The sequence below is a fragment of the Stenotrophomonas sp. NY11291 genome (assembly GCF_023277365.1).
In the GTDB taxonomy this organism is placed as follows: Bacteria; Pseudomonadota; Gammaproteobacteria; order Xanthomonadales; family Xanthomonadaceae; genus Stenotrophomonas; species Stenotrophomonas geniculata.
On record NZ_CP096975.1, the window covers coordinates 4,123,877 to 4,142,764 of the forward strand.

Sequence of the window (18,888 nt, forward strand, 5' to 3'; positions counted from 1 at the left end):
CTTACGCCTTCTTCTCCGCTTCGATCTGCTTGCGGATCTGCGCATCGACCGCCGCAATGGCGGTCATGTTCAGGATCCGGCGCGAGGTCGCGCTGGTGGTCAGGATGTGCACCGGCTTGTTCACGCCCATCAGGATCGGACCGATCGCCACGCCGTCGGTGAACACGCGTACCAGGTTGTAGGCGATGTTGGCCGCTTCCAGGTTCGGCAGCACGAACAGGTTGGCGCGGCCCTGCAGGGTCGAGCCCGGCAGCAGCTTCTGCCGCAGCGCTTCATCCCATGCGGTGTCGCCCTGCATTTCGCCGTCCACGTTCAGACGCGGGTTGCGCTTGAGCAGCAGCTCGCGCACCTGGCGCATCTTCAGCGCATCCTTCGAATCATGGCTGCCGAAGTTGGAGTGCGACAGCAGCGCCACCTTCGGCTCGATGCCGAACAGCTTCATGCGGTAGGCCGCCTGCAGGGTCGCTTCGCACAGCTGCTCGGCGGTCGGGTCTTCCTGCACGTGGGTGTCCACGAAGAAGAACACGCCCTGCTGGTTGATCACGCCGGTCATCGCCGAGGTCGAGGTGACCTTCGGCTCCAGCGGCAGCACGCTGCGCACGTAGCCCAGCTTCTTGTGGAAGCGGCCGACGATGCCGGTCAGCATCGCATCGGCTTCGCCACGGGCCACCATCACCGCCGCGATCAGGGTCGGGCGCGAACGCATCAGGTTCTTCGCCGCGGCCACGGTCACGCCACGGCGGCCGGTCAGGCCGTGGTAGTACTGCCAGTATTCGTTGAAGCGCGGGTCGTCGTTGATGTTGGTGACTTCAACGTTCTCGCCGATCTTCAGGCGCAGCCCGAGGCGCTCGATGCGCGATTCGATCACTTCCGGGCGGCCGATCAGGATCGGGTGCGCCAGGCCGTCATCGACCACGTTCTGCACCGCCTGCAGCACCACTTCCTCTTCGCCTTCGGCGTACACCACGCGCTGCTTGTCGCTGCGCGCGCGGTCGTAGACCGGCTTCATCATCAGGCTGGTGCGGTAGACGAACTGGGCAAGCTTGTCGCGGTAGGCCCCCATGTCGGCGATCGGGCGCGAGGCCACGCCCGAATCCATCGCGGCCTGGGCCACAGCGGCCGACAGCTCCACCAGCAGGCGGCGGTCGAACGGGCGCGGGATCAGGTATTCACGGCCGAAGCTCGGCGTCTCGCCACCATAGGCCGAACCCATGTCGGTGGCCGCACGGCGCGCCAGCGCGGCGATGGCGCGCACGCAGGCGATCTTCATTTCCTCGTTGATCGCGGTCGCGCCCACGTCCAGCGCACCACGGAACAGGTACGGGAAGCACAGCACGTTGTTGACCTGGTTCGGGTAGTCCGAACGGCCGGTGCCGATGATCGCGTCCGGACGCGCGGCGCGCGCCAGTTCCGGCATGATTTCCGGAGTCGGGTTGGCCAGCGCGAAGATCACCGGATCCGGCGCCATGGTCTTGACCATGTCGGCGGTCAGGATGCCCGGTGCCGACAGGCCCAGGAAGATGTCCGCGCCGTCGACGATCTCTGCCAGGGTGCGCTTGTCGGTGTCGCGCGCATAGCGCTGCTTTTCCGGGTCCAGGTCGGTACGGCCGGTATGGATCACGCCCTCGCGGTCGAAGGCCAGGATGTTCTCCGGCTTCAGGCCCAGCTGCACCAGCATGTTCACGCAGGAAATGCCGGCTGCGCCCATGCCCGTGGTCGCCAGCTTCACTTCCTCGATCTTCTTGCCGGTGATCGCCATGGCGTTGAGCACGGCCGCGCCGACGATGATCGCCGTGCCGTGCTGGTCGTCATGGAACACCGGAATCTTCATGCGCTCGCGGAGCTTGCGCTCGACCACGAAGCATTCCGGCGCCTTGATGTCTTCCAGGTTGATGCCACCGAAGGTCGGCTCCAGCGAGGCGATGATGTCGACCAGCTTGTCCGGGTCGGTTTCATCCACTTCGATGTCGAACACATCGATGCCGGCGAACTTCTGGAACAGCACGCCCTTGCCTTCCATCACCGGCTTGCCGGCCAGCGCGCCGATGTTGCCCAGGCCCAGCACCGCGGTGCCGTTGGAGATCACCGCCACCAGGTTGCCGCGGGCGGTCAGCTCGCTGGCCTGCTGCGGGTCGGCCTTGATCGCTTCACAGGCGTACGCCACGCCCGGCGAATACGCCAGCGACAGGTCGCGCTGGGTCAGCATGGGCTTGGTAGCGGAAACCTTGATCTTTCCCGGCGGGGACATCCGGTGGTAATCGAGGGCGGCCTGTTTGAAATCTTCGTTGGACATCGATGTGGGTTACATGAATGGGCAGAAGGGACAGGGGATGATACCCCCGTTGGAGCGTCTGGACCTGTCGCTATCCTGTCGCAGGCATGCTGCGACCGCACAATTCCGTGCCGTATGCGACGGTACCGGGATACCAGCTTCGGCGTCTGCCATGACAGCCATGGGACGCCCTGAAACGCCGCGGGGCCGTACCACTGTCGTGATCGGCCCCGCGGTACCACACACCTGGATCAGCCCCTGGCCGGCAGCGCCTCGGGCACGGCATCGATCAGCGGCGGCAGTTCGCTTTCGCGGCCATCCAGCGCCAGCTGCAGGCGGTTGCGGTCCAGCGCACCCTCCCAGCGCGAGACCACTACCGTGGCCACGGCATTGCCGATGAAGTTGGTCAGCGAGCGGCATTCGCTCATGAAGCGGTCCACGCCCAGGATCAGCGCCATGCCGGCCACCGGCACTTCCGGCACCACCGCCAGGGTCGCGGCCAGGGTGATGAAGCCGGCACCGGTGACGCCGGCCGCGCCCTTGGAGCTGAGCATGGCGACCAGCAGCAGGGCGATCTGGTGGCCCAGGGTCAGTTCGGTGTTGGTGGCCTGGGCGATGAACAGCGCGGCCAGGGTCATGTAGATGTTGGTTCCGTCCAGGTTGAACGAATAGCCGGTCGGGACCACCAGGCCCACCACCGACTTGCTGCACCCGGCGCGTTCCATCTTTTCCATCAGCGACGGCAGCGCCGACTCCGACGAGGAGGTACCCAGCACCAGCAGCAGTTCGGCCTTCAGGTAACGCGCAAGCTTGAACACCGAGAAGCCACACAGGCGGCAGACCAGGCCCAGGATCACCGCCACGAACAGGAACGCGGTGAGGTAGAACGAGCCCACCAGCCAGGCCAGGTTGATCAGCGAGCCGACGCCGTACTTGCCGATGGTGAAGGCGATTGCGCCGAAGGCACCGATCGGGGCGGCCTTCATCAGGATGTGCACCAGCTTGAACACCGGGGCGACCAGCGCCTCCAGGAAGTTCACGATCGGCTTGCCCTTCTCGCCCACCGATGCCAGCGCGATGCCGAACAGCACGGCCACGAACAGCACCTGCAGGATGTTGCCATCGACGAACGCGCTGAGCAGCGTCTTCGGGATGATGTCCATCAGGAAGCCGACCAGGGTCAGGTCATGCGACTTCTCGACGTAGCTGTGCACCGCGGTCTGATCCAGCTCGGCCGGGTTGATGTTCATGCCGGCACCGGGCTGCACCACGTGCGCCACGATCATGCCGACGATCAGTGCCAGCGTGGAGAAGAACAGGAAGTACGCCATCGCCTTGGCGAACACGCGGCCCACCGTGCGCAGGTGGGTCATGCCGGCGATGCCGGTGACGATGGTCAGGAAGATCACCGGCGCGATGATCATCTTCACCAGGTTGATGAAGGCATCGCCGAGCGGTTTCATCTTCTCGCCGATCAACGGCTCGTAGTGGCCGAGGATGGCGCCCAGGACGATCGCCACGATCACCTGGAAGTACAGCTGGCGATAGATCGGCAACGGCTTTGCAGGCACCGGTGCTGCGGTCGGGATGTGCATGGCGGACTCCGGAAGGGGCGTTTTCAGGCACGTACGGCCCCGGGACTGCACGGGAACCGTAACCGTGGAAACTGATCGCAGGCCCTGTGCTGCACGCGCAGGGGGTGCGACCAATGGACGCCTTTGTACGCGCCGGGCACGCTGGCGCAGATAACCTATTGGTACTAGCCCCCCGGTTCAGGTGGCCGCGATGCCTACACTGGCGCCGCACCGCCCGATCACGGGGAGGCCGGTGGCCCGGGCTGAACGGCCGGGCGCGTCATTGCGAAAGTTCCGGCCCTTGCGGCCGTTGTTGTCCTGTCCACACGCAATCTGAGAGAGCCGCACCTAATGCGCCCGATTCCCACCTTGCTGGCCCTGTCGCTGGCCGCGCTTCCCGCCTTCGCTTCGGCTGCCGATTTCGACAACTGGCCGACCAGGTACGCCTTCGGCGACGGCACCGAATTGGCCGCGACCGCCAACATCGCCTACGACTACAACGATTTTTCCTCGGGCAGCGGCCTTGAGGACGATGACGCCGTGCGCCGCAAGGAGTTCGGCGCGACGCTGAAGAAGAAGGGCGTCTACGACGCGATGGTCTACTACGACTTCCAGTCCGACACCTGGCTGGACGTGTTCGTGCGCTTCGAAAGCAAGGCCTTCTTCGGCCGCGACATCGGCCGCTTCCGCTTCGGCTACATGAAGACCCCGGTTGGCCTGGACGCGAACACGTCTTCGCGCGCCGGCAGCTTCCTGGAAACCGCACTGCCCGTGCAGGCCTTCTACGCCGGCCGCCGCACGGGTGTGGAATGGGTGCTGGAGCGCCCGCAGTACCTGCTGCAGGCTGGCGCCTATGGCGGCAAGGACCTGCAGGGTGACAACCCCGGCACCACCCAGGCCGTGCGTGCGGTGTGGACCCCGGTGAAGGCGCCGGGTGATGTAATCCACCTGGGCCTGGCCTACTCGCAGGAAAATCCGCGTGGCTACAGCGATGGCCGCGACGTGCACCACGAGGCCAGCGCGCGCCTGCGCGCACGCCCGGAGGCCGGCCTGACCGACATCCGCTATGTCGATTCCGGCGCGCTGGTCACCGCCGACCAGATCCGCCGCACCGGCCTGGAAGGCATCTGGATCCGCGGCCCGTTCTCGCTGCAGGCCGAAGCCCTGCGCGCCACGGTCACCCGTCATGACGGCAAGCCCGACTACACCGGCAGCGGCCAGTACGCGATGGCCAGCTGGGTGTTGACCGGCGAATCGCGCCCGTACAACGCAGGTGCCGTGGCCAACATCAAGCCGGCGCACGACTACGGCGCGGTGGAACTGGTGGCCCGCTACAGCCGCCTGGACCTCGACGATGGCAGCATCCTCGGCGGACGCCAGCACGACCTGACCCTGGGTGCGAACTGGTACCTGACCAGCCACTTCAAGTTCCAGGCCAACTACGTCAAGGTCGACGCCAGCCGTCGTGGCGTGCACAGCACGCCGGAGATCTTCGAACTGCGCGCGCAGATGCACTTCTGACCCCTTCCACGTCAGATCCCGGCGGGCGTGCACGCCACGCCCGCCGGCCCTGCGTAGACTGCCGCCATGTACTGGCTCAGCCGCCACCGCATGCTGTTGCTGACCATCCTGGTGATGGTCGGTGGCACCGTGCTGTGCGCCGTCGCCGCCGGCCACTACGCCTGGCGGCGCGCCCTCGGCGAGGAAAGCAGCCAGGTGCAACGCCAGCTGCAGCTGTATGGACAGGGCCTGCAGCAGCGCATCGACCGCTTCGGCACGTTGCCGCAGGTGCTGGCACTGGATCCGGATCTTCTGCACGCCCTGCGCGTACCGCCCTCGCCTGCCGAACGGCAGCGGCTGAACCTCAAGCTGCAACGCGCCAATGAAGTTACCCGCGCCTCGACCCTGACCCTGGTGGGCCACGACGGCGTGGCAGTGGCAGCCAGCAACTGGGACCAGCCGACCACCAATGTCGGCGAGAACTACAGCTACCGCCCTTACTACCGCCAGGCACTGGCGCAGGGCCGCGGCCGCTTCTACGGCATCGGCATGACCACCGGCGTGCCCGGTTACTACCTGTCGCAGGCCATCGAGGAAGACGGCCAGCGGCTGGGCGTGGTGGTGATCAAGGTCGAGTTGTCCGCGCTGGAACAGCAATGGTTGAGCAGCCCCGATGTGGTGCTGGCCAGCGACGACCACGACGTGGTGTTCCTGGCCAACCGTGACAGCTGGCGCTACCGGCTGCTGCGCCCGCTGGGCGCCGACGAGCGCCGCGAGATGCTCGATGCCCGCCAGTACGCCGACCGCGCATTGCAACCCCTGCGTGCGCGTACCGAAGACGTGCTGGCCGATGGCGGCCGCATGGTGCGCCTGCTGGACCCGACGTTGCCGCAGCCGATGCTGTGGCAGAGCCTGCCGCTGCCCGCCGAAGGCTGGAACCTGCACCTGCTGCACGATGCCAGTGCAGCCACATCTGCCGGACGCGCGGCCGCACTCACCGGCGGTGCCGCATGGCTGGCGCTGGGCTTCCTGGTGCTGTTCGTGCAGCAGCGCCGGCGCCTGGCCAAACACCGCCTGCGCAGCCGCAGCGAACTCGAAACCCTGCTCAAGCAGCATGCACAGGAACTGCGCACCGCACAGGATGGCCTGCTGCAGGCCGCAACCGACGCTGACAGCGGCCTCAGCCGCAGCCTGGCGCACCTGCCGCAGGGCGTGGTGGTGATCGACCGCGAGCTGCGGCTGGTGGCATGGAATGCGCGCTATCTGGAACTGTTCCGGTTCCCGGCAGACCTGGTTCGCGTCGGCCGGCCGATCGAGGAACTGTTCCGTTTCAATGCACGCCGTGGCCTGCTCGGTCCCGGCCCGGTGGACGAGGCCATCGAGCGCCGCCTGAACCACCTGCGCAGCGGTCGCCCGCACATGCGCGAAAGCGAGAAGGACGACGGCACGGTGCTGGAGATCCGTGGCAATCCGCTGCCCGACGGCGGTTTCGTCACCAGCTATGCCGACATCACCAGCTACAAGAACGCCGCGCGCGAACTGCGTTCGCTGGCCGATGCGCTGGAGCACCGCATCGCCGAGCGCACCCGTGACCTGGACGAAGCACGCCGCGAAGCCGAACAGGCCAACCGCTACAAGACCCGCTTCGTCGCCTCGGCCGTGCACGACCTGCTGCAGCCACTCAACGCCGCACGCATGTTCGTCTCGGTACTGCGCGGCAAACTGAGTGATCCGGCGCAGCAGCAGACCAGCGACCACATCGACGCTGCGCTGGCCGCGCAGGACGCGATCCTCAACAGCCTGCTGGATATCTCGCGACTGGAATCAGGATCGTTGCAGATCCGCGTACGCACGTTCGCACTTTCTCCGCTGCTGGAGACGCTGGCGCGCGAGTTCGGCATCGCCGCCCAGAGCCGTGGCCTGCAGCTTGACTGGGTGGATACCCGCGCAGTGGTGGTCAGCGACGAAGCCCTGCTGCGGCGGATCCTGCAGAATTTTCTGTCCAACGCGTTGCGCTACACCCCACGTGGGCGCGTGCTGATCGGCTGCCGGCGTGCAGGCGATCAACTGCGCATCGAAGTGCATGACCAGGGCCCGGGCATTCCGGAAAGCCTGCAGGGTGAGATTTTCGAGGAGTTCCGCCGGCTGAACGACGGCGTGGAACAGGAACGTGGCGCCGGCCTGGGCCTGGCCATCGTCGAACGCATCGGCCGCCTGCTCGGCCACCGCATCAGCCTGCGCTCTACACTGGGCAAGGGCAGCGTCTTCGCCGTGAGCGTAGTACTCGGGCGCGCCGACGATGTGATCGCACCTGCCGCAGCGCCGGTCATCGCAAGCGAACCCTCCGACGACAGCTCACTGCGAAAGTGCCGGGTGTGGAGCATCGACGATGATCCACACGTCTGTGCGGCGACCCGTGCGCTGCTGGAGCGCTGGGGTTGCCAGGTGGAACTTGCCGACGGTCCGCAGGGGGCACTGGAAATCGCCAGTGCATTGAACGCACCGCAGTTGCTGCTGCTGGACGTGCGCATGGGGCAATGGCACGGACCGGACCTGTATGAAACGCTGTGCACGCTGTGGAAGGCGCGCCCGCCGGTGATCCTGGTGACCGCCGAGCGTGACGAGGCACTGAAAGCGCATGCTGCCGAGAACGGCTGGGGCTTCCTGCTCAAGCCGGTGCGGCCGCCCGCGTTGCGGGCATTGATGACGCAGATGCTGTTGCGGCATCGCGGGTAGGACGGCTCGGCCACGCGGGCGTCGCCGTGTTAGTGCACGGGCGGGTTCGCGCCCGGCTGATCCCATCCCCCCCCCCCCTCGTCCCTTCACGTGAGATCCGCAGAGTGAAAAGAGCGAGATGCGCGGCGTAGATGCGTAAGGCAGGGACAAACTCCGAGTAAAGACAAGCAGTCCCCTGACAGACCGGCGCTGCCGAAGTGGGGAATATCTAGTTCCCGGCCGATCGGCCGACCACATCGTAGGCGAAGAATGGACAAGCGTTCTCTTGGTAGCGTTTTTCTTGCAGCTGGCCTGACACTGGCAACCGGCGAAGCAAATGCGGAGAGTGAAACGATCTTCAATGGTGTCAGATATCGCTGCACAAACAGCTGTGTCGTCAATGTTGACACTGCCGGAGCCTGGAAAGTCACCGACTGCTGTGGCGGACGCGTAAGGACAGTGTTCCAGACAACCCGACCACCGGACTGCAATGGTCCTTTTGATTGTCCTATTGATTGACAGCGACCGCCCGAGACCGAGGATCCACCATGAGCTCCAATCCTGCACCCAGCTCCATCATGCAACTCTCATGTCTGATCACCGCAGTACTGCTATGCATGTGCTGCACAGGATGTACCGAGCACAGAGCGTCAAATGCCAACACCAACCTTGACAAAACCGAGGCAGACACAAAAATCGATCAAGCTAGATCGAGCAATCTCAACACACAGCCACTGGCTACGCGACCAGAAACAGACAACTCGGCAACGACCTTACATCGCGCAGCATCATCAATCGAGCATCTTCAGTCAGAATCCGCACTCATATTCGAGTGTGGAATCTCAAGCCAAGTGTCCGAGGAGCTCCTACGCTCCGGCAGAAGCACTTCAGACGCGATCGACCGCTTGACCGTGGACGCTGCTTCCAGCACCGAAGCACAGGATCTAGCCAAGCACTATCGATCCTCAATAACCCGCGCAATGGGTGATGACGCTCTACTTGAGCGCCTGTCATGCGGCCTTAGCATCTGCATCGGCATCGCTCAAGCCAAAAGCAATGCAGACCATGAGGCCTGGGGTCAAAGACTTGCATCAGACACATCCTCTCCCACCTACAGCTATGCCGAAACATCTGAGAATCTCGGCGCAGGGTACGAGAACAGATTCATATTCTCCACAGACCCAGCGATGAATTCGATCAGCGGCAATTAATCCTTCAACCAGGCTGAAGCCTTCCAGTGCGTAAGGCCACAAGGAGCTCGCCCCCTGATGAATCTGGAAAGAACCATCTTTGTACAGATACCAAGCTATCGAGATCCTCAGCTGTTACCCACGTTGAAGGACATGATAGAAAATGCCAAGTCGCCATTCCTGCTGCGCATTGTCATCTGCTGGCAACACGGAGCCGAACAGGACATCCAGTCCTTCGAAGCGAACGGATTTGAATTGACCCATACAGCGAGCGAAGAAGGCGCGACAGTCCACTTCTTACGGATACATGGTGCAAACATCGAGTTGATCGACATTGATTACATTCACTCCAAGGAATGCGGCTGGGCCAGAAACCTAGCCCAGCGGCGCTACCGGGGTGAGCACTACAACCTTCAGATCGACTCGCACCACCGCTTTTCAGCTGAATGGGACTTCAAGATGAAGAGCCTACTCGAACTTCTGAGGGTACGCTCATCAAGGCCACTTCTAACAGGATACCCCCCCAGCTTCGATCCTGACACCTATCCTTCGGGGAGGCAGGAGTACACCGCTGCGATCATCTTCGACTCGTTCTCACCAACCGGAGTCGTCAGATTTCGATCTGTCCGTCTCCCCGCACCCGTTCATGGTGAGATTGCATTCAAGGCGAAGTTCGTAGCCGGAGGATTCATCTTCTCGGATGGGGCCTTCACACAGGAAGTAATGAGCGATCCCGACCATTTCTTCTGCACGGAAGAAATCGCAACATCCATACGGGCGTTCACGAAGGGATATGATTTCTATCATCCATATGCGCCCCTGCTGTGGCATCAGTACGACAACCATGCCCGAAAGGTGTGGGACGACCAGTCAGAACCGCCAGCAGCCAACTCCGCCACCTCCATGACACTCGAAGATCGTTCCAGCGCGGCGCTACGAAAGACACTCGCTCTGGTCGGCCTTCCTACGGGATCTGAGATGGAAGACTTTGGAGTTTATGGACTGGGCTCACAGCGCACACTGCGTCAATACGAGCGACACACGGGGATCAACTTTCGACTCCGAGCAGTTCACAAGCAGTCACTTACTGTGCAAGAACCAGTCCTCTTGTCAGAGACCTTTGAAGAGAATGAATGGAAGCGGAGTCTCGTATACTTCCGCTCAATGCGAGTCCACATTTCCTGCACCACTCGCTGCCCTTCATTTCCGGCCTCGGTGCTTGTCTCTTCCTACTCGTCGGATGGCGCGAGGCAGTCAACCCGCGAGTTGTCCAAGTCCGAACTGAAATTTCTCTCAAGAGAAGGCCAAGTCCAGTATGTCGACACACTCAGGGTACCGCTGGACCAACTGCCGGTCCGCTATTCGGTACACGTGCGCAGCGGCGATGCGCTGACGGACCATCAGCTTTCGATCTTCGTTGAAGAGGTCCTTGTCTGACGACAGCGCCAGACGGAAGATCCCTGTCTGAACGCCCTGCGTTGGTCATCCATCCATCCCTGCCCGCGGGTCGCCTTCCGGCTCCAGCGCCTTCACCAGCACCGCGGCCTGTGTGCGGCTATGGCATTCGAGCTTCTTCAGGATTGCAGTGACGTGCACCTTCACCGTGTTCTCGGCCAGACCCAGCTCGTAGGCGATCTGCTTGTTGAGCAGGCCATCGGCCAGGCACAGCAGCACGCGGAACTGCTGCGGGGTCAGCTGCGCCAGGCGGCTGGCCAGCAGTGCATCGGCCTCCGAACGCTCGGCGGCCATCGCCGGGAACCACAGGCCACCATCGAGCACCGCCTGCACGGCCTCGCCGATGGTCTCGGCCGGGGCCGACTTCGGGATGAACCCGGCCGCGCCGAACTGCTGGGCACGGCGGATCACCCGCGGATGGTCGTTGGACGAGAGGATCACCACCGGGATGTCCGGATGCGAGCCACGCACGTGCAGCAGCGCGGAAAAACCGTGCGCGCCTGGCATGGTCAGGTCGAGCAGCACCAGGTCCACATCCGGGTGTGCGTCGAGTGCTTCGGCCAATGCCTCGGCGCTGGCGACCTCGCGCACCTGCGCCAGCGGCAGGCTCTGCCGCAATGACTGCACCACCGCCGAACGCAGCAGCGGGTGGTCATCGGCGATCAGGATGGTGTATTCGCTCATGCGGCCATTGTACGGGCAGGCCGGAGCCTCAGCGCCCTGCCGGCTCCACGCTGCTGCGCCAGGCATCGAGGAACTGGCGGCGCTTGAGCGCGTCCAGATACACCAGCAGGCCCGGACCCAGCTGGATCGGGCGGCGGCTGCGGCCCGGCGCATCATCGCCGCGCGCGTTGCCGGTCACGATCGGCATCAGCCGTGCCTCGCGCGACAGCACCTGCTGGCCGCGTGGCGACAGCAGGTAGTCGAGGAAGCGCCGGGCTTCTTCCGGGTGCGGGCCGGTGCGCGGAATCACTGCGGTGCGCAGCACCACCAGCGTGTAGTCCTCGGGCTCCACAATGCCCAGCGGCGCGCCGGCATCAACGCGCGCCTGCGCGTAGGAGCCGAGCACGTTGTAGACCAGCGACAGCTGTCCGCTGGCCACCTTGTCCAGCAGCACGCCGGTGCGCTCCTCGCGCACCACGTCGTTGTCGCCCAGCGCGCCCAGCAACGCACCGGCGATGCTGCCACGCTGCGCATCCTGGGTAGACAGCAGGTAGCCGACGCTGCTGCGCTCGATGTCATAGGTGCCGACCCTGCCGCGCAGCGGAGCTCCCTCGGCGCGCAGCCGGTCCAGCAGCTGCCGACGCGTGTGCGGCACCTTCGCGGCCGGCAGCATGCGGGTGTTGTAGACCATCACCACCGGCTCGTAGCTGATGCCGAAGGCCTCGTTGCGCCACTGTGCCCAGGCCGGCAGTGCAGCGGTCTGCGCCGAACGGTGTGGCAGCGCGTGGCCATCGTTGACCAGCTTGGTCTGCAGATCCATGCCGCTGGAGATCAGCAGGTCCGGCGATGCCGGCCCGCCGCGGTCGTGCAGGTAACGCGCGTACAGGTCCTGGGTGATGATGTCCTCGTACACCACCTCGGTGCCGGGATGCAGGCGCTGGTAATCGGCGATCACCACCGCGAACACTTCGATGTCGGTGGTGCCGTGAATGCGCAGCTGCGCAGTGGCCTTTGCCTGGGCCGGGAAACGGCGTACGTCGCCGGGCGCGGCCAGTACCGGCAGGGCCAGCAGCAAGGCAACGGCAGCAGCGAACAGGCGGATCATGGACTGCTCCGTGGCAGGCGGATGGTGGCGATCAGCCCGCCCTGCGGGCGGTTGCTGAGGTCGATGCGGCCGCCATGGCTGTCGACCACGCGCTTGACGATGGCCAGGCCCAGCCCGGCGCCGCCGGACGGCGCGCTTTCGCCACGGGCGAAGCGCTCGAACACGCGTTCGGCATCAGCGGGGGCGATGCCTGCGCCATGGTCGGCAATGGTCAGCACCGCCTGACCGCCTTCCACGGTCAGCGCGATCTGCAACGGGCCCTCGCCGCCGTACTTCAATGCGTTGTCGACCAGGTTCTTGATCGCCTCGCGCAGCAGCAGCGCGTCGCCGTGCACCTGCACCGGCTCGGCGGTCATCGCAAGTTGCACGCGCGGTGCCGGGCCGGCCTGCGGCAGGGCTTCATGCAGGGCCTGGTGGACGGTCTCGGCCAGGTCCACCGCCGCAAAGCGCTGCAGGTGCGAGCGATGGATCACGCTGGCATCGCTGAGCAGCTGGTTCAGCAACCGGCTCATGTGGGTGGCATTGCGTTCGATCGCCAGCAGGCTGCGCCGCATGTCTTCGGGGTCGTCGTCGTCCAGCGCAAGCTGCGCCTGCGCACGCAGCGCGGCCAACGGCGTGCGCATCTGGTGCGCGGCCTCGGCCATGAATGCGCGCAGTGTCTCGTTGCTGCTGGACAGGCGTTCCATGAAGCGGTTCAACGCCGCCACCATCTGGTCCATCTCGCGCGGCACGCGCGCGTCGAGGGGCTTCAGGTCGGACGGTTCGCGGCGCGACAGCTCGCGTTCCACCCGCACCAGTGGGCGGAACGCGCGGTGCACGCCAAACGCCACCAGCGCCAGCAGCAGGCCGGACAGCACGCCGATCGCCAGCAGTGCGCGATTGACCATGTCCTGCGCGACGGCTTCGCGCGCACGCCGGGTCTGGCCCACCTGCACCTGCACCTCGCCCTGCGCCGAGGCCGCGGCGAAACTGCGGCCGACCACTACGAAGCGTACGGTCTCGCCGCTGTACGCCGCATCAAACAGCTGCGGCTGCGTGCCCGGACGGCGCGGCGGAGACGGCAGATCGCCATAACCTGTGATCAGGTTGCCGCGGCTGTCGGCCACCCGATAGAACACGCGGTCTTCCGGGGCCATCGCCAGCAGGTCCAGCGCCGCATAGGGAAGATCGACCTGCCACTGGCCGTCGACCAGCGCCACCGAATCGGCGATGGACAGCGCCGAAGACACCAGCAGGTGATCGTAGGAACGGTTTGCCGCGCGCTGGCCATAGTCGCGCGCGGCGAACAGCAGCGCCACCGCGAACACCGCCAGCAGCGCACCGAGGTAGAGCAGCAGCGTTCGCCGCAGCGAACCTGGCGCCGCGTTCGCAGCGCGTGCGTCAGCCATCGGCGTCGGCGCTGCCATCGCTGGCTTCCAGCAGGTAGCCGACACCGCGCACCGTGGTGATGCGCAGCGGTGCGCCGGCCAGCTTTCTCCGCAGGCGACCGACGTACAGCTCGATCGCATTCGGGCCGGCTTCGTCGTCGAAGCCGAACAGGCCGTTGCCGATCTCGTCCTTGCCGACCACCTGACCGAGGCGGCCGACCAGAATCTCCAGCAGCCGGTACTCGCGGTTGGGTAGCTCGATAGGCTCGCCGTCGAGACTGACCCGATGCGCGGCATTATCGAACTGGAAGCCGCCGATCTGCACCACTTCGCTGGCCTGGCCTCGTGCACGACGCAGCAGCACGCGGCAGCGCGCTTCGAATTCGCGGAAATCGAACGGCTTGCCCAGGTAGTCGTCGGCGCCGACATCCAGCGCCTGCACGCGGTCTTCGATGCCATCGCGTGCGGTCAGCATCAGCACCGGCGTGCTGTCGCCACGCTCGCGCATGCCGGCCAGCACGCGCAGGCCATCGAGCTTGGGCAGGCCGATGTCCAGCACCACCAGGTCGAAGCTCTGGTAGCGCAGCACGCTGGCGGCGGCCAGGCCATCGGCCTGCCAGTCCACGGCGTGCCCACTGCGGCGCATGCGGCGGATGATCGCATCGGCCAGATCCGGGTTGTCTTCTACCAGCAGCAGGCGCATGGGCACGAGGGTGGGAGGGGAAACGAATGCTACCGCATGCCGCTGCCGCGCTCGCCGGGCCCTGCCAGGAAGCAGCAGCGAGCCGCTTTACGCTGCACCGCACAATCCGTTGACAGGACCATGACAGCTTGCCCGACCCAGACTGCGGCCGCGCACCGTCCGGTGCCCACGATTGCCGCGCGCCTGGCGCGCACCTGGGAGGGTTTGTGGAATTCACGTTTGCCTGGCGGCGTCCTGCCGCCATGATGGCGCTGGCTGTCCTATCGGCGCCGGCCTTCGCTGCCGAAGACGACCGTCCGGTCACCGCCACCCTGGGTGGCCGCCTGCATCTGGACTTCGCTACCTTCGACAACGACAACCGCGGCACCCCGAACAAGGACGACACCGAAATCCGCCGCGCGTGGGTTGACGTATCCGGCAAGTTCTTCGTGGTCGACTACAAGCTGGAGGCCGATGTCTCCGGCGACCGCGTCGAGGCCAAGGACGTGTACCTGGCGCGCAGCTTCGGCAAGGCCGGCAAGCTGACCGTCGGCCAGTTCAAGCAGTACTTCTCGCTGGATGACCGCACCAGCTCCAACTACGGCAGCTTCCTGGAGCGCGGCAATGCCGGCACCACGCTGGCGCCGCTGTACCGCCTGGGCGCGTCGTGGCAGGCCAATCCGGGTGACTTCACCTGGGCCGCCAGCATCTACAGCCTGGAAAGCATCGACGCCTGGCAGGTGAAGGGGCGTGCTGCCGGTGGCCGTGTCACCTGGGCGCCCTCGCCCGCCGATGGCGACGTGCTGCACCTGGGCCTGTCGCTGGCCCGCGAGGCCTATGACAACCCCGGCGCGAACGGCGTTCCGGGCCTGAAGATCCGACCACGCCCGGCCGGCCACCTGTCCGATGAAAGCCGCCTGACCCTGGTCGACTTCTCCGCCGGCCGCGATACCGACGTCAACAAGTGGTCGCTGGAATACGCGCAGGTGCGCGGCCCGCTGTCGTGGCAGGGCGAGTTCAGTGGCGCCACCTTCGATGACGGTGCGCAGCGTGGCGACGTGATGGCCGCCTACGGCATGGTCAGCTGGTTCGTCACCGGCGAAAGCCGCGCCTACGACCGCAAGACCGGCCGCTTCGCGCGGGTGAAGGACATCCGCCACAAGGCCGGTGCCTTCGAAGTAGCGCTGCGCTACGACCAGATGTGGGGTGCGCAGCATCTCGATGGTGCGCCGGACCTGCGCCGTGGCAGCACCGAAGCCTGGACGCTGGGTGGCAACTGGTACCTGCGCGACAACCTGCGCTTCATGCTCAACGTGATCGAAAGCCGCAACCGCGACCGCTTGGCCGGGGTGACGGTGGACCGCACGCGCGCGGTCACCGGACGCCTGCAGTACGACTTCTAAGCCCGAATTCCCGGGTATGCCGCCCGGGCCCCTTCCACTCCCCCACGTCCTGTATTCGCAAGGAGTCCGCAGATGATGCTGAGCATCCTCGGCTTTGGCATGGTCATTACGTTCATGTACTTGATCATGAGCAAACGCCTGTCGCCGCTCGTCGCCCTGATCACCATTCCCATCCTGTTCGCGCTGATCGGCGGCTTCGGCGCCGACATCGACGAGATGATGCTGGAAGGCATCAAGAAGATCGCACCGACCGGCGTGATGCTGATGTTCGCGATCCTCTACTTCGGGGTGATGATCGATGCCGGCCTGTTCGACCCGCTGGTGCGGGTGATCCTGCGCTTCGTCAAGGGCGATCCGATGAAGATCGTGCTCGGCACCGCGGTGCTGGCGATGCTGATCTCGCTTGATGGCGATGGCTCGACCACCTACATGATCACCGTCTCGGCGATGCTGCCGCTGTACCAGCGTCTCGGCATGAACGCGCTGAACATGACCTGCGTGACCATCCTGGCCGGCGGCGTGATGAACCTGACCCCGTGGGGCGGCCCGACCGCACGCGCGGCCACCGCGCTGCACGTGGACCCGGCCGATGTGTTCGTGCCGCTGATCCCGTCGATGGTGATCGCCTGCGCCGGCGTGCTGCTGCTGGCCTGGTACCTGGGCCTGAAGGAACGCCGTCGCCTGGGTGTTGTGACCCTGCCCAAGGGCGGCAGCTGGATGGACAACAGCGTGTCCGACGACAGCAACGCGCTGCCGACCGTGGAAGATGCCGAAGACATCAAGCGGCCGAAGCTGCTGTGGGTGAACCTGGCACTGACCGTGGCGCTGATGACCGCGCTGATCATCGGCGTGCTGCCGATGCCGGTGCTGTTCATGGTCGGCTTCGCCATCGCCCTGGTGATCAACTACCCGAACCTGGCCGAGCAGCGCCGCCGTGTGGTCAACCACGCCGGCAACGTGCTGTCGGTGGTGTCGCTGATCTTCGCCGCGGGCATCTTCACCGGCATCCTCAACAACACCGGCATGGTCGAAGCGATGTCGCACAGCTTCCTGGCGGTGATTCCGGAGTCGTGGGGCCCGTACCTGGCGGTGATCACGGCGGTGGCGTCGATGCCGTTCACCTTCTTCATGTCCAACGACGCGTTCTACTTCGGCGTGCTGCCGATCCTGTCCGAGGCGGCCAGCAACTACGGCATCACCCCGGTGGAAATGGCGCGCGCCTCGCTGGCCGGCCAGCCGGTGCACCTGCTCAGCCCGCTGGTGCCCTCCACCTACCTGCTGGTGGGCCTGGCCAAGGTCGAGTTCGCCGACCACCAGAAGTTCACCCTGAAGTGGGCCATCGCCATCTCGATGCTGCTGATGATCGGCAGCCTGCTGTTCGGCCTGTATCCCCTCGCCGCCTGACCCTTTGCCAAGGAGCCTTCTGCAATGACGCTTCGAATCGCTTACGTCACCAGTGGAATGGGCAGTGTCGGCACTGCCATCTGCCAGAGCCTGGCCCGCAGTGGCCACACCGTGGTCGCCGGTTGCGCGCCGAACTCGCCGCGCAAGGCCAACTGGCTGCGCGAGCAGCGCGAACAGGGCTTCGATTTCATCGCCTCGGAAGGCAACGCCACCGACTGGGCTTCAACCAGCGCCGCGTTCGCCAAGGTGCGAGCGGAAGTGGGCGAGGTCGATGTGCTGGTCAACAACTCCGGCGGCAGCCGTGATCTGCTGTTCCGGCAGATGACGGTGGAAGACTGGAACGCGGTGATCGCCTCCAACCTCAATGCGCTGTTCAACCTCACCAAGCAGGTGGTGGACGGCATGGCCACGCGTGGCTGGGGCCGCATCATCAACATCGGTTCGGTCAGCGCCCACAAGGGCCAGATCGGGCAGGTGAACTACGCCACCGCCAAGGCCGCGATGCACGGTTTCAGCCGTGCACTGGCTGCCGAAGTGGCCTCGCGCGGCGTCACCGTCAACACGCTGTCGCCGGGCTACATCGCCAGCCAGGCGATCAGCAGCTTCCCGCCGGATGTGCTGGACCGGCTGGCGGCGTCGGTACCGGTGCGTCGCCTGGGCCGCCCCGAGGAAGTGGCCGGCCTGTGCGCCTGGCTGGCCTCGGATGAAGCCTCGTATGTGACCGGTGCCGACTATCCGGTCAACGGCGGTCTGTTCATGGGTTGAGCCCGTCTCCACGCAAGGCGTGGACCGCCTCCCCCACGGAGTGCGCGGGGCCGGTGAACCTTCGCTTGCGAGGGGGATCCGGCCCCTTTTTGTTTCTGCATTTTCGGGACGTATTGCCCGATACATCGGCAGAACCGGTGCTATACCTGCCAACGCTCGCCGAGCCCGATGGATGAACGGCCGGAATCGCGGATCAAGGAGGTTGGCATGCGTGCATTGCTGATTGCGCTTCTCGTGGTCGCCACCCCGCCACTGGCGGCCACCCCACCTGCTGCCACTGCGGATGAGGCGGATGCAACCTGGCGGCTCGTGGAGCGCTGGTCCTTGCAGCTGTCACGCTCTGACCTTGTCGCGCAGCTATCACCCCTGGCTCCGGCCGGCTCGCGTTCGGAAGCAAGAATGGGCCGGGGCGACAGCGCCACCATCGATCTGGCGCCATTCGTGGTCGCTGGGAGGATCAAGGGGCCCTCTGGCCAGATCTACACCGACGCGTCGGGGCGAATCATCAAAGGCATTACGCTGCGGCTGAGCGGCGCCTGCATCTCGCGAAAGCAGATGGGTCGTCGCTACCCCGACTTCAATGTCCTTTCCGTGGCGTCAGGGCATAGCCTGGACGAGTCGACGGTGTTCGGCACAGTAGTGAACGGCATCCAGATCGGGTTCTCATTCTCCGAACATGACCGTGACTGCATGGACCAGCTCAAATTGAGCTGGCCTGGGGAGCGCTTCTGATTCCCACCGGCCTACCACCATGACGAACATGTTGCAGGACACGCACCACTGCCCTGCATCG

13 protein-coding genes are annotated in these 18,888 nt (G+C 65.2%); 7 read left to right on the forward strand and 6 right to left on the reverse strand.

All coding sequences use genetic code 11. From position 1 onward, the window contains the following. Window position 1 precedes the first annotated feature (1 nt). Together M1L61_RS19230 and M1L61_RS19235 are read right to left on the reverse strand one after the other, a co-directional pair. The gene (locus M1L61_RS19230; RefSeq protein ID WP_043400158.1) at window positions 2-2,293 is read right to left on the reverse strand and encodes an NADP-dependent malic enzyme; all 2,292 of its coding nucleotides are present in this window, start codon (window positions 2,291-2,293) and stop codon (window positions 2-4) included. A gap of 230 nt (window positions 2,294-2,523) precedes the next feature. Next, window positions 2,524-3,867 (reverse strand): dicarboxylate/amino acid:cation symporter, encoded by a 1,344-nt coding sequence (locus tag M1L61_RS19235; protein ID WP_010480813.1) that lies wholly within the window; start codon window positions 3,865-3,867, stop codon window positions 2,524-2,526. A 330-nt stretch (window positions 3,868-4,197) separates the two neighbouring features. Between M1L61_RS19235 and M1L61_RS19240 the strand changes: the two genes are divergently transcribed. The 3 genes from M1L61_RS19240 to M1L61_RS19250 all read left to right on the forward strand — a co-directional run bounded on the left by M1L61_RS19240 (window position 4,198) and on the right by M1L61_RS19250 (window position 10,688). Further along, entirely contained in the window at window positions 4,198-5,367 is a 1,170-nt protein-coding gene (locus tag M1L61_RS19240; RefSeq protein WP_043400155.1) for a porin, read from the forward strand. A 66-nt stretch (window positions 5,368-5,433) separates the two neighbouring features. Next, window positions 5,434-8,082, forward strand: coding sequence for a PAS-domain containing protein (locus M1L61_RS19245; RefSeq protein ID WP_248853951.1), 2,649 nt, complete (start codon window positions 5,434-5,436; stop codon window positions 8,080-8,082). Between the two features lie 1,247 nt (window positions 8,083-9,329). Continuing rightward, a complete protein-coding gene (locus tag M1L61_RS19250; protein ID WP_248853952.1) occupies window positions 9,330-10,688 on the forward strand; it encodes a UDP-N-acetylglucosamine-transferase in 1,359 nt (452 codons plus the stop codon). A 45-nt stretch (window positions 10,689-10,733) separates the two neighbouring features. Here the strand turns inward: M1L61_RS19250 and M1L61_RS19255 are convergent, their stop codons facing one another. The 4 genes from M1L61_RS19255 to M1L61_RS19270 are packed head-to-tail and all read right to left on the reverse strand — an operon-like array spanning window position 10,734 to window position 14,544. After that, window positions 10,734-11,390, reverse strand: a complete 657-nt coding sequence (locus tag M1L61_RS19255) for a response regulator transcription factor (RefSeq protein ID WP_010480821.1) — start codon at window positions 11,388-11,390, stop codon at window positions 10,734-10,736. 28 nt (window positions 11,391-11,418) lie between these two features. Then, window positions 11,419-12,474 carry an ABC transporter substrate-binding protein gene (locus tag M1L61_RS19260; protein WP_010480822.1) on the reverse strand — a complete coding sequence of 352 codons (1,056 nt, stop codon included), beginning with the start codon at window positions 12,472-12,474 and terminating at the stop codon, window positions 11,419-11,421. Then, window positions 12,471-13,862, reverse strand: a complete 1,392-nt coding sequence (locus M1L61_RS19265; RefSeq protein ID WP_248854796.1) for a sensor histidine kinase — start codon at window positions 13,860-13,862, stop codon at window positions 12,471-12,473. The genes M1L61_RS19260 and M1L61_RS19265 overlap by 4 nt, the downstream gene beginning before the upstream one ends. Continuing rightward, window positions 13,855-14,544, reverse strand: coding sequence for a response regulator transcription factor (locus tag M1L61_RS19270; RefSeq protein ID WP_019337115.1), 690 nt, complete (start codon window positions 14,542-14,544; stop codon window positions 13,855-13,857). Before M1L61_RS19270 ends, M1L61_RS19265 begins: the two co-directional genes overlap by 8 nt. A gap of 242 nt (window positions 14,545-14,786) precedes the next feature. On the opposite strand from M1L61_RS19270, the gene M1L61_RS19275 reads away from it, so the two are divergent. The 4 genes from M1L61_RS19275 (at window position 14,787) to M1L61_RS19290 (ending at window position 18,827) form a co-directional block, all read left to right on the forward strand. Beyond that, window positions 14,787-15,926 (forward strand): porin, encoded by a 1,140-nt coding sequence (locus M1L61_RS19275; RefSeq protein ID WP_248854797.1) that lies wholly within the window; start codon window positions 14,787-14,789, stop codon window positions 15,924-15,926. Window positions 15,927-16,001: 75 nt separating this feature from the next. Continuing rightward, a complete protein-coding gene (locus tag M1L61_RS19280; RefSeq protein WP_248854798.1) occupies window positions 16,002-17,330 on the forward strand; it encodes a CitMHS family transporter in 1,329 nt (442 codons plus the stop codon). 24 nt (window positions 17,331-17,354) lie between these two features. Beyond that, window positions 17,355-18,095 (forward strand): acetoacetyl-CoA reductase, encoded by a 741-nt coding sequence (gene phbB, locus M1L61_RS19285; protein WP_248853953.1) that lies wholly within the window; start codon window positions 17,355-17,357, stop codon window positions 18,093-18,095. A 207-nt stretch (window positions 18,096-18,302) separates the two neighbouring features. Further along, complete coding sequence (locus M1L61_RS19290; protein ID WP_248853954.1) at window positions 18,303-18,827, forward strand: hypothetical protein; 525 nt, start codon at window positions 18,303-18,305, stop codon at window positions 18,825-18,827. Window positions 18,828-18,888 lie beyond the last annotated feature (61 nt).

Coding starts and splice junctions, on each gene's coding strand:
- M1L61_RS19230 (WP_043400158.1), bottom strand. CDS start 2,293: ATGTCCAACGAAGATTTCAAACAGGCCGCCCTCGATTACCACCGGATG.
- M1L61_RS19235 (WP_010480813.1), bottom strand. CDS start 3,867: ATGCACATCCCGACCGCAGCACCGGTGCCTGCAAAGCCGTTGCCGATC.
- M1L61_RS19240 (WP_043400155.1), top strand. CDS start 4,198: ATGCGCCCGATTCCCACCTTGCTGGCCCTGTCGCTGGCCGCGCTTCCC.
- M1L61_RS19245 (WP_248853951.1), top strand. CDS start 5,434: ATGTACTGGCTCAGCCGCCACCGCATGCTGTTGCTGACCATCCTGGTG.
- M1L61_RS19250 (WP_248853952.1), top strand. CDS start 9,330: ATGAATCTGGAAAGAACCATCTTTGTACAGATACCAAGCTATCGAGAT.
- M1L61_RS19255 (WP_010480821.1), bottom strand. CDS start 11,390: ATGAGCGAATACACCATCCTGATCGCCGATGACCACCCGCTGCTGCGT.
- M1L61_RS19260 (WP_010480822.1), bottom strand. CDS start 12,474: ATGATCCGCCTGTTCGCTGCTGCCGTTGCCTTGCTGCTGGCCCTGCCG.
- M1L61_RS19265 (WP_248854796.1), bottom strand. CDS start 13,862: ATGGCTGACGCACGCGCTGCGAACGCGGCGCCAGGTTCGCTGCGGCGA.
- M1L61_RS19270 (WP_019337115.1), bottom strand. CDS start 14,544: ATGCGCCTGCTGCTGGTAGAAGACAACCCGGATCTGGCCGATGCGATC.
- M1L61_RS19275 (WP_248854797.1), top strand. CDS start 14,787: ATGATGGCGCTGGCTGTCCTATCGGCGCCGGCCTTCGCTGCCGAAGAC.
- M1L61_RS19280 (WP_248854798.1), top strand. CDS start 16,002: ATGCTGAGCATCCTCGGCTTTGGCATGGTCATTACGTTCATGTACTTG.
- phbB (WP_248853953.1), top strand. CDS start 17,355: ATGACGCTTCGAATCGCTTACGTCACCAGTGGAATGGGCAGTGTCGGC.
- M1L61_RS19290 (WP_248853954.1), top strand. CDS start 18,303: ATGCGTGCATTGCTGATTGCGCTTCTCGTGGTCGCCACCCCGCCACTG.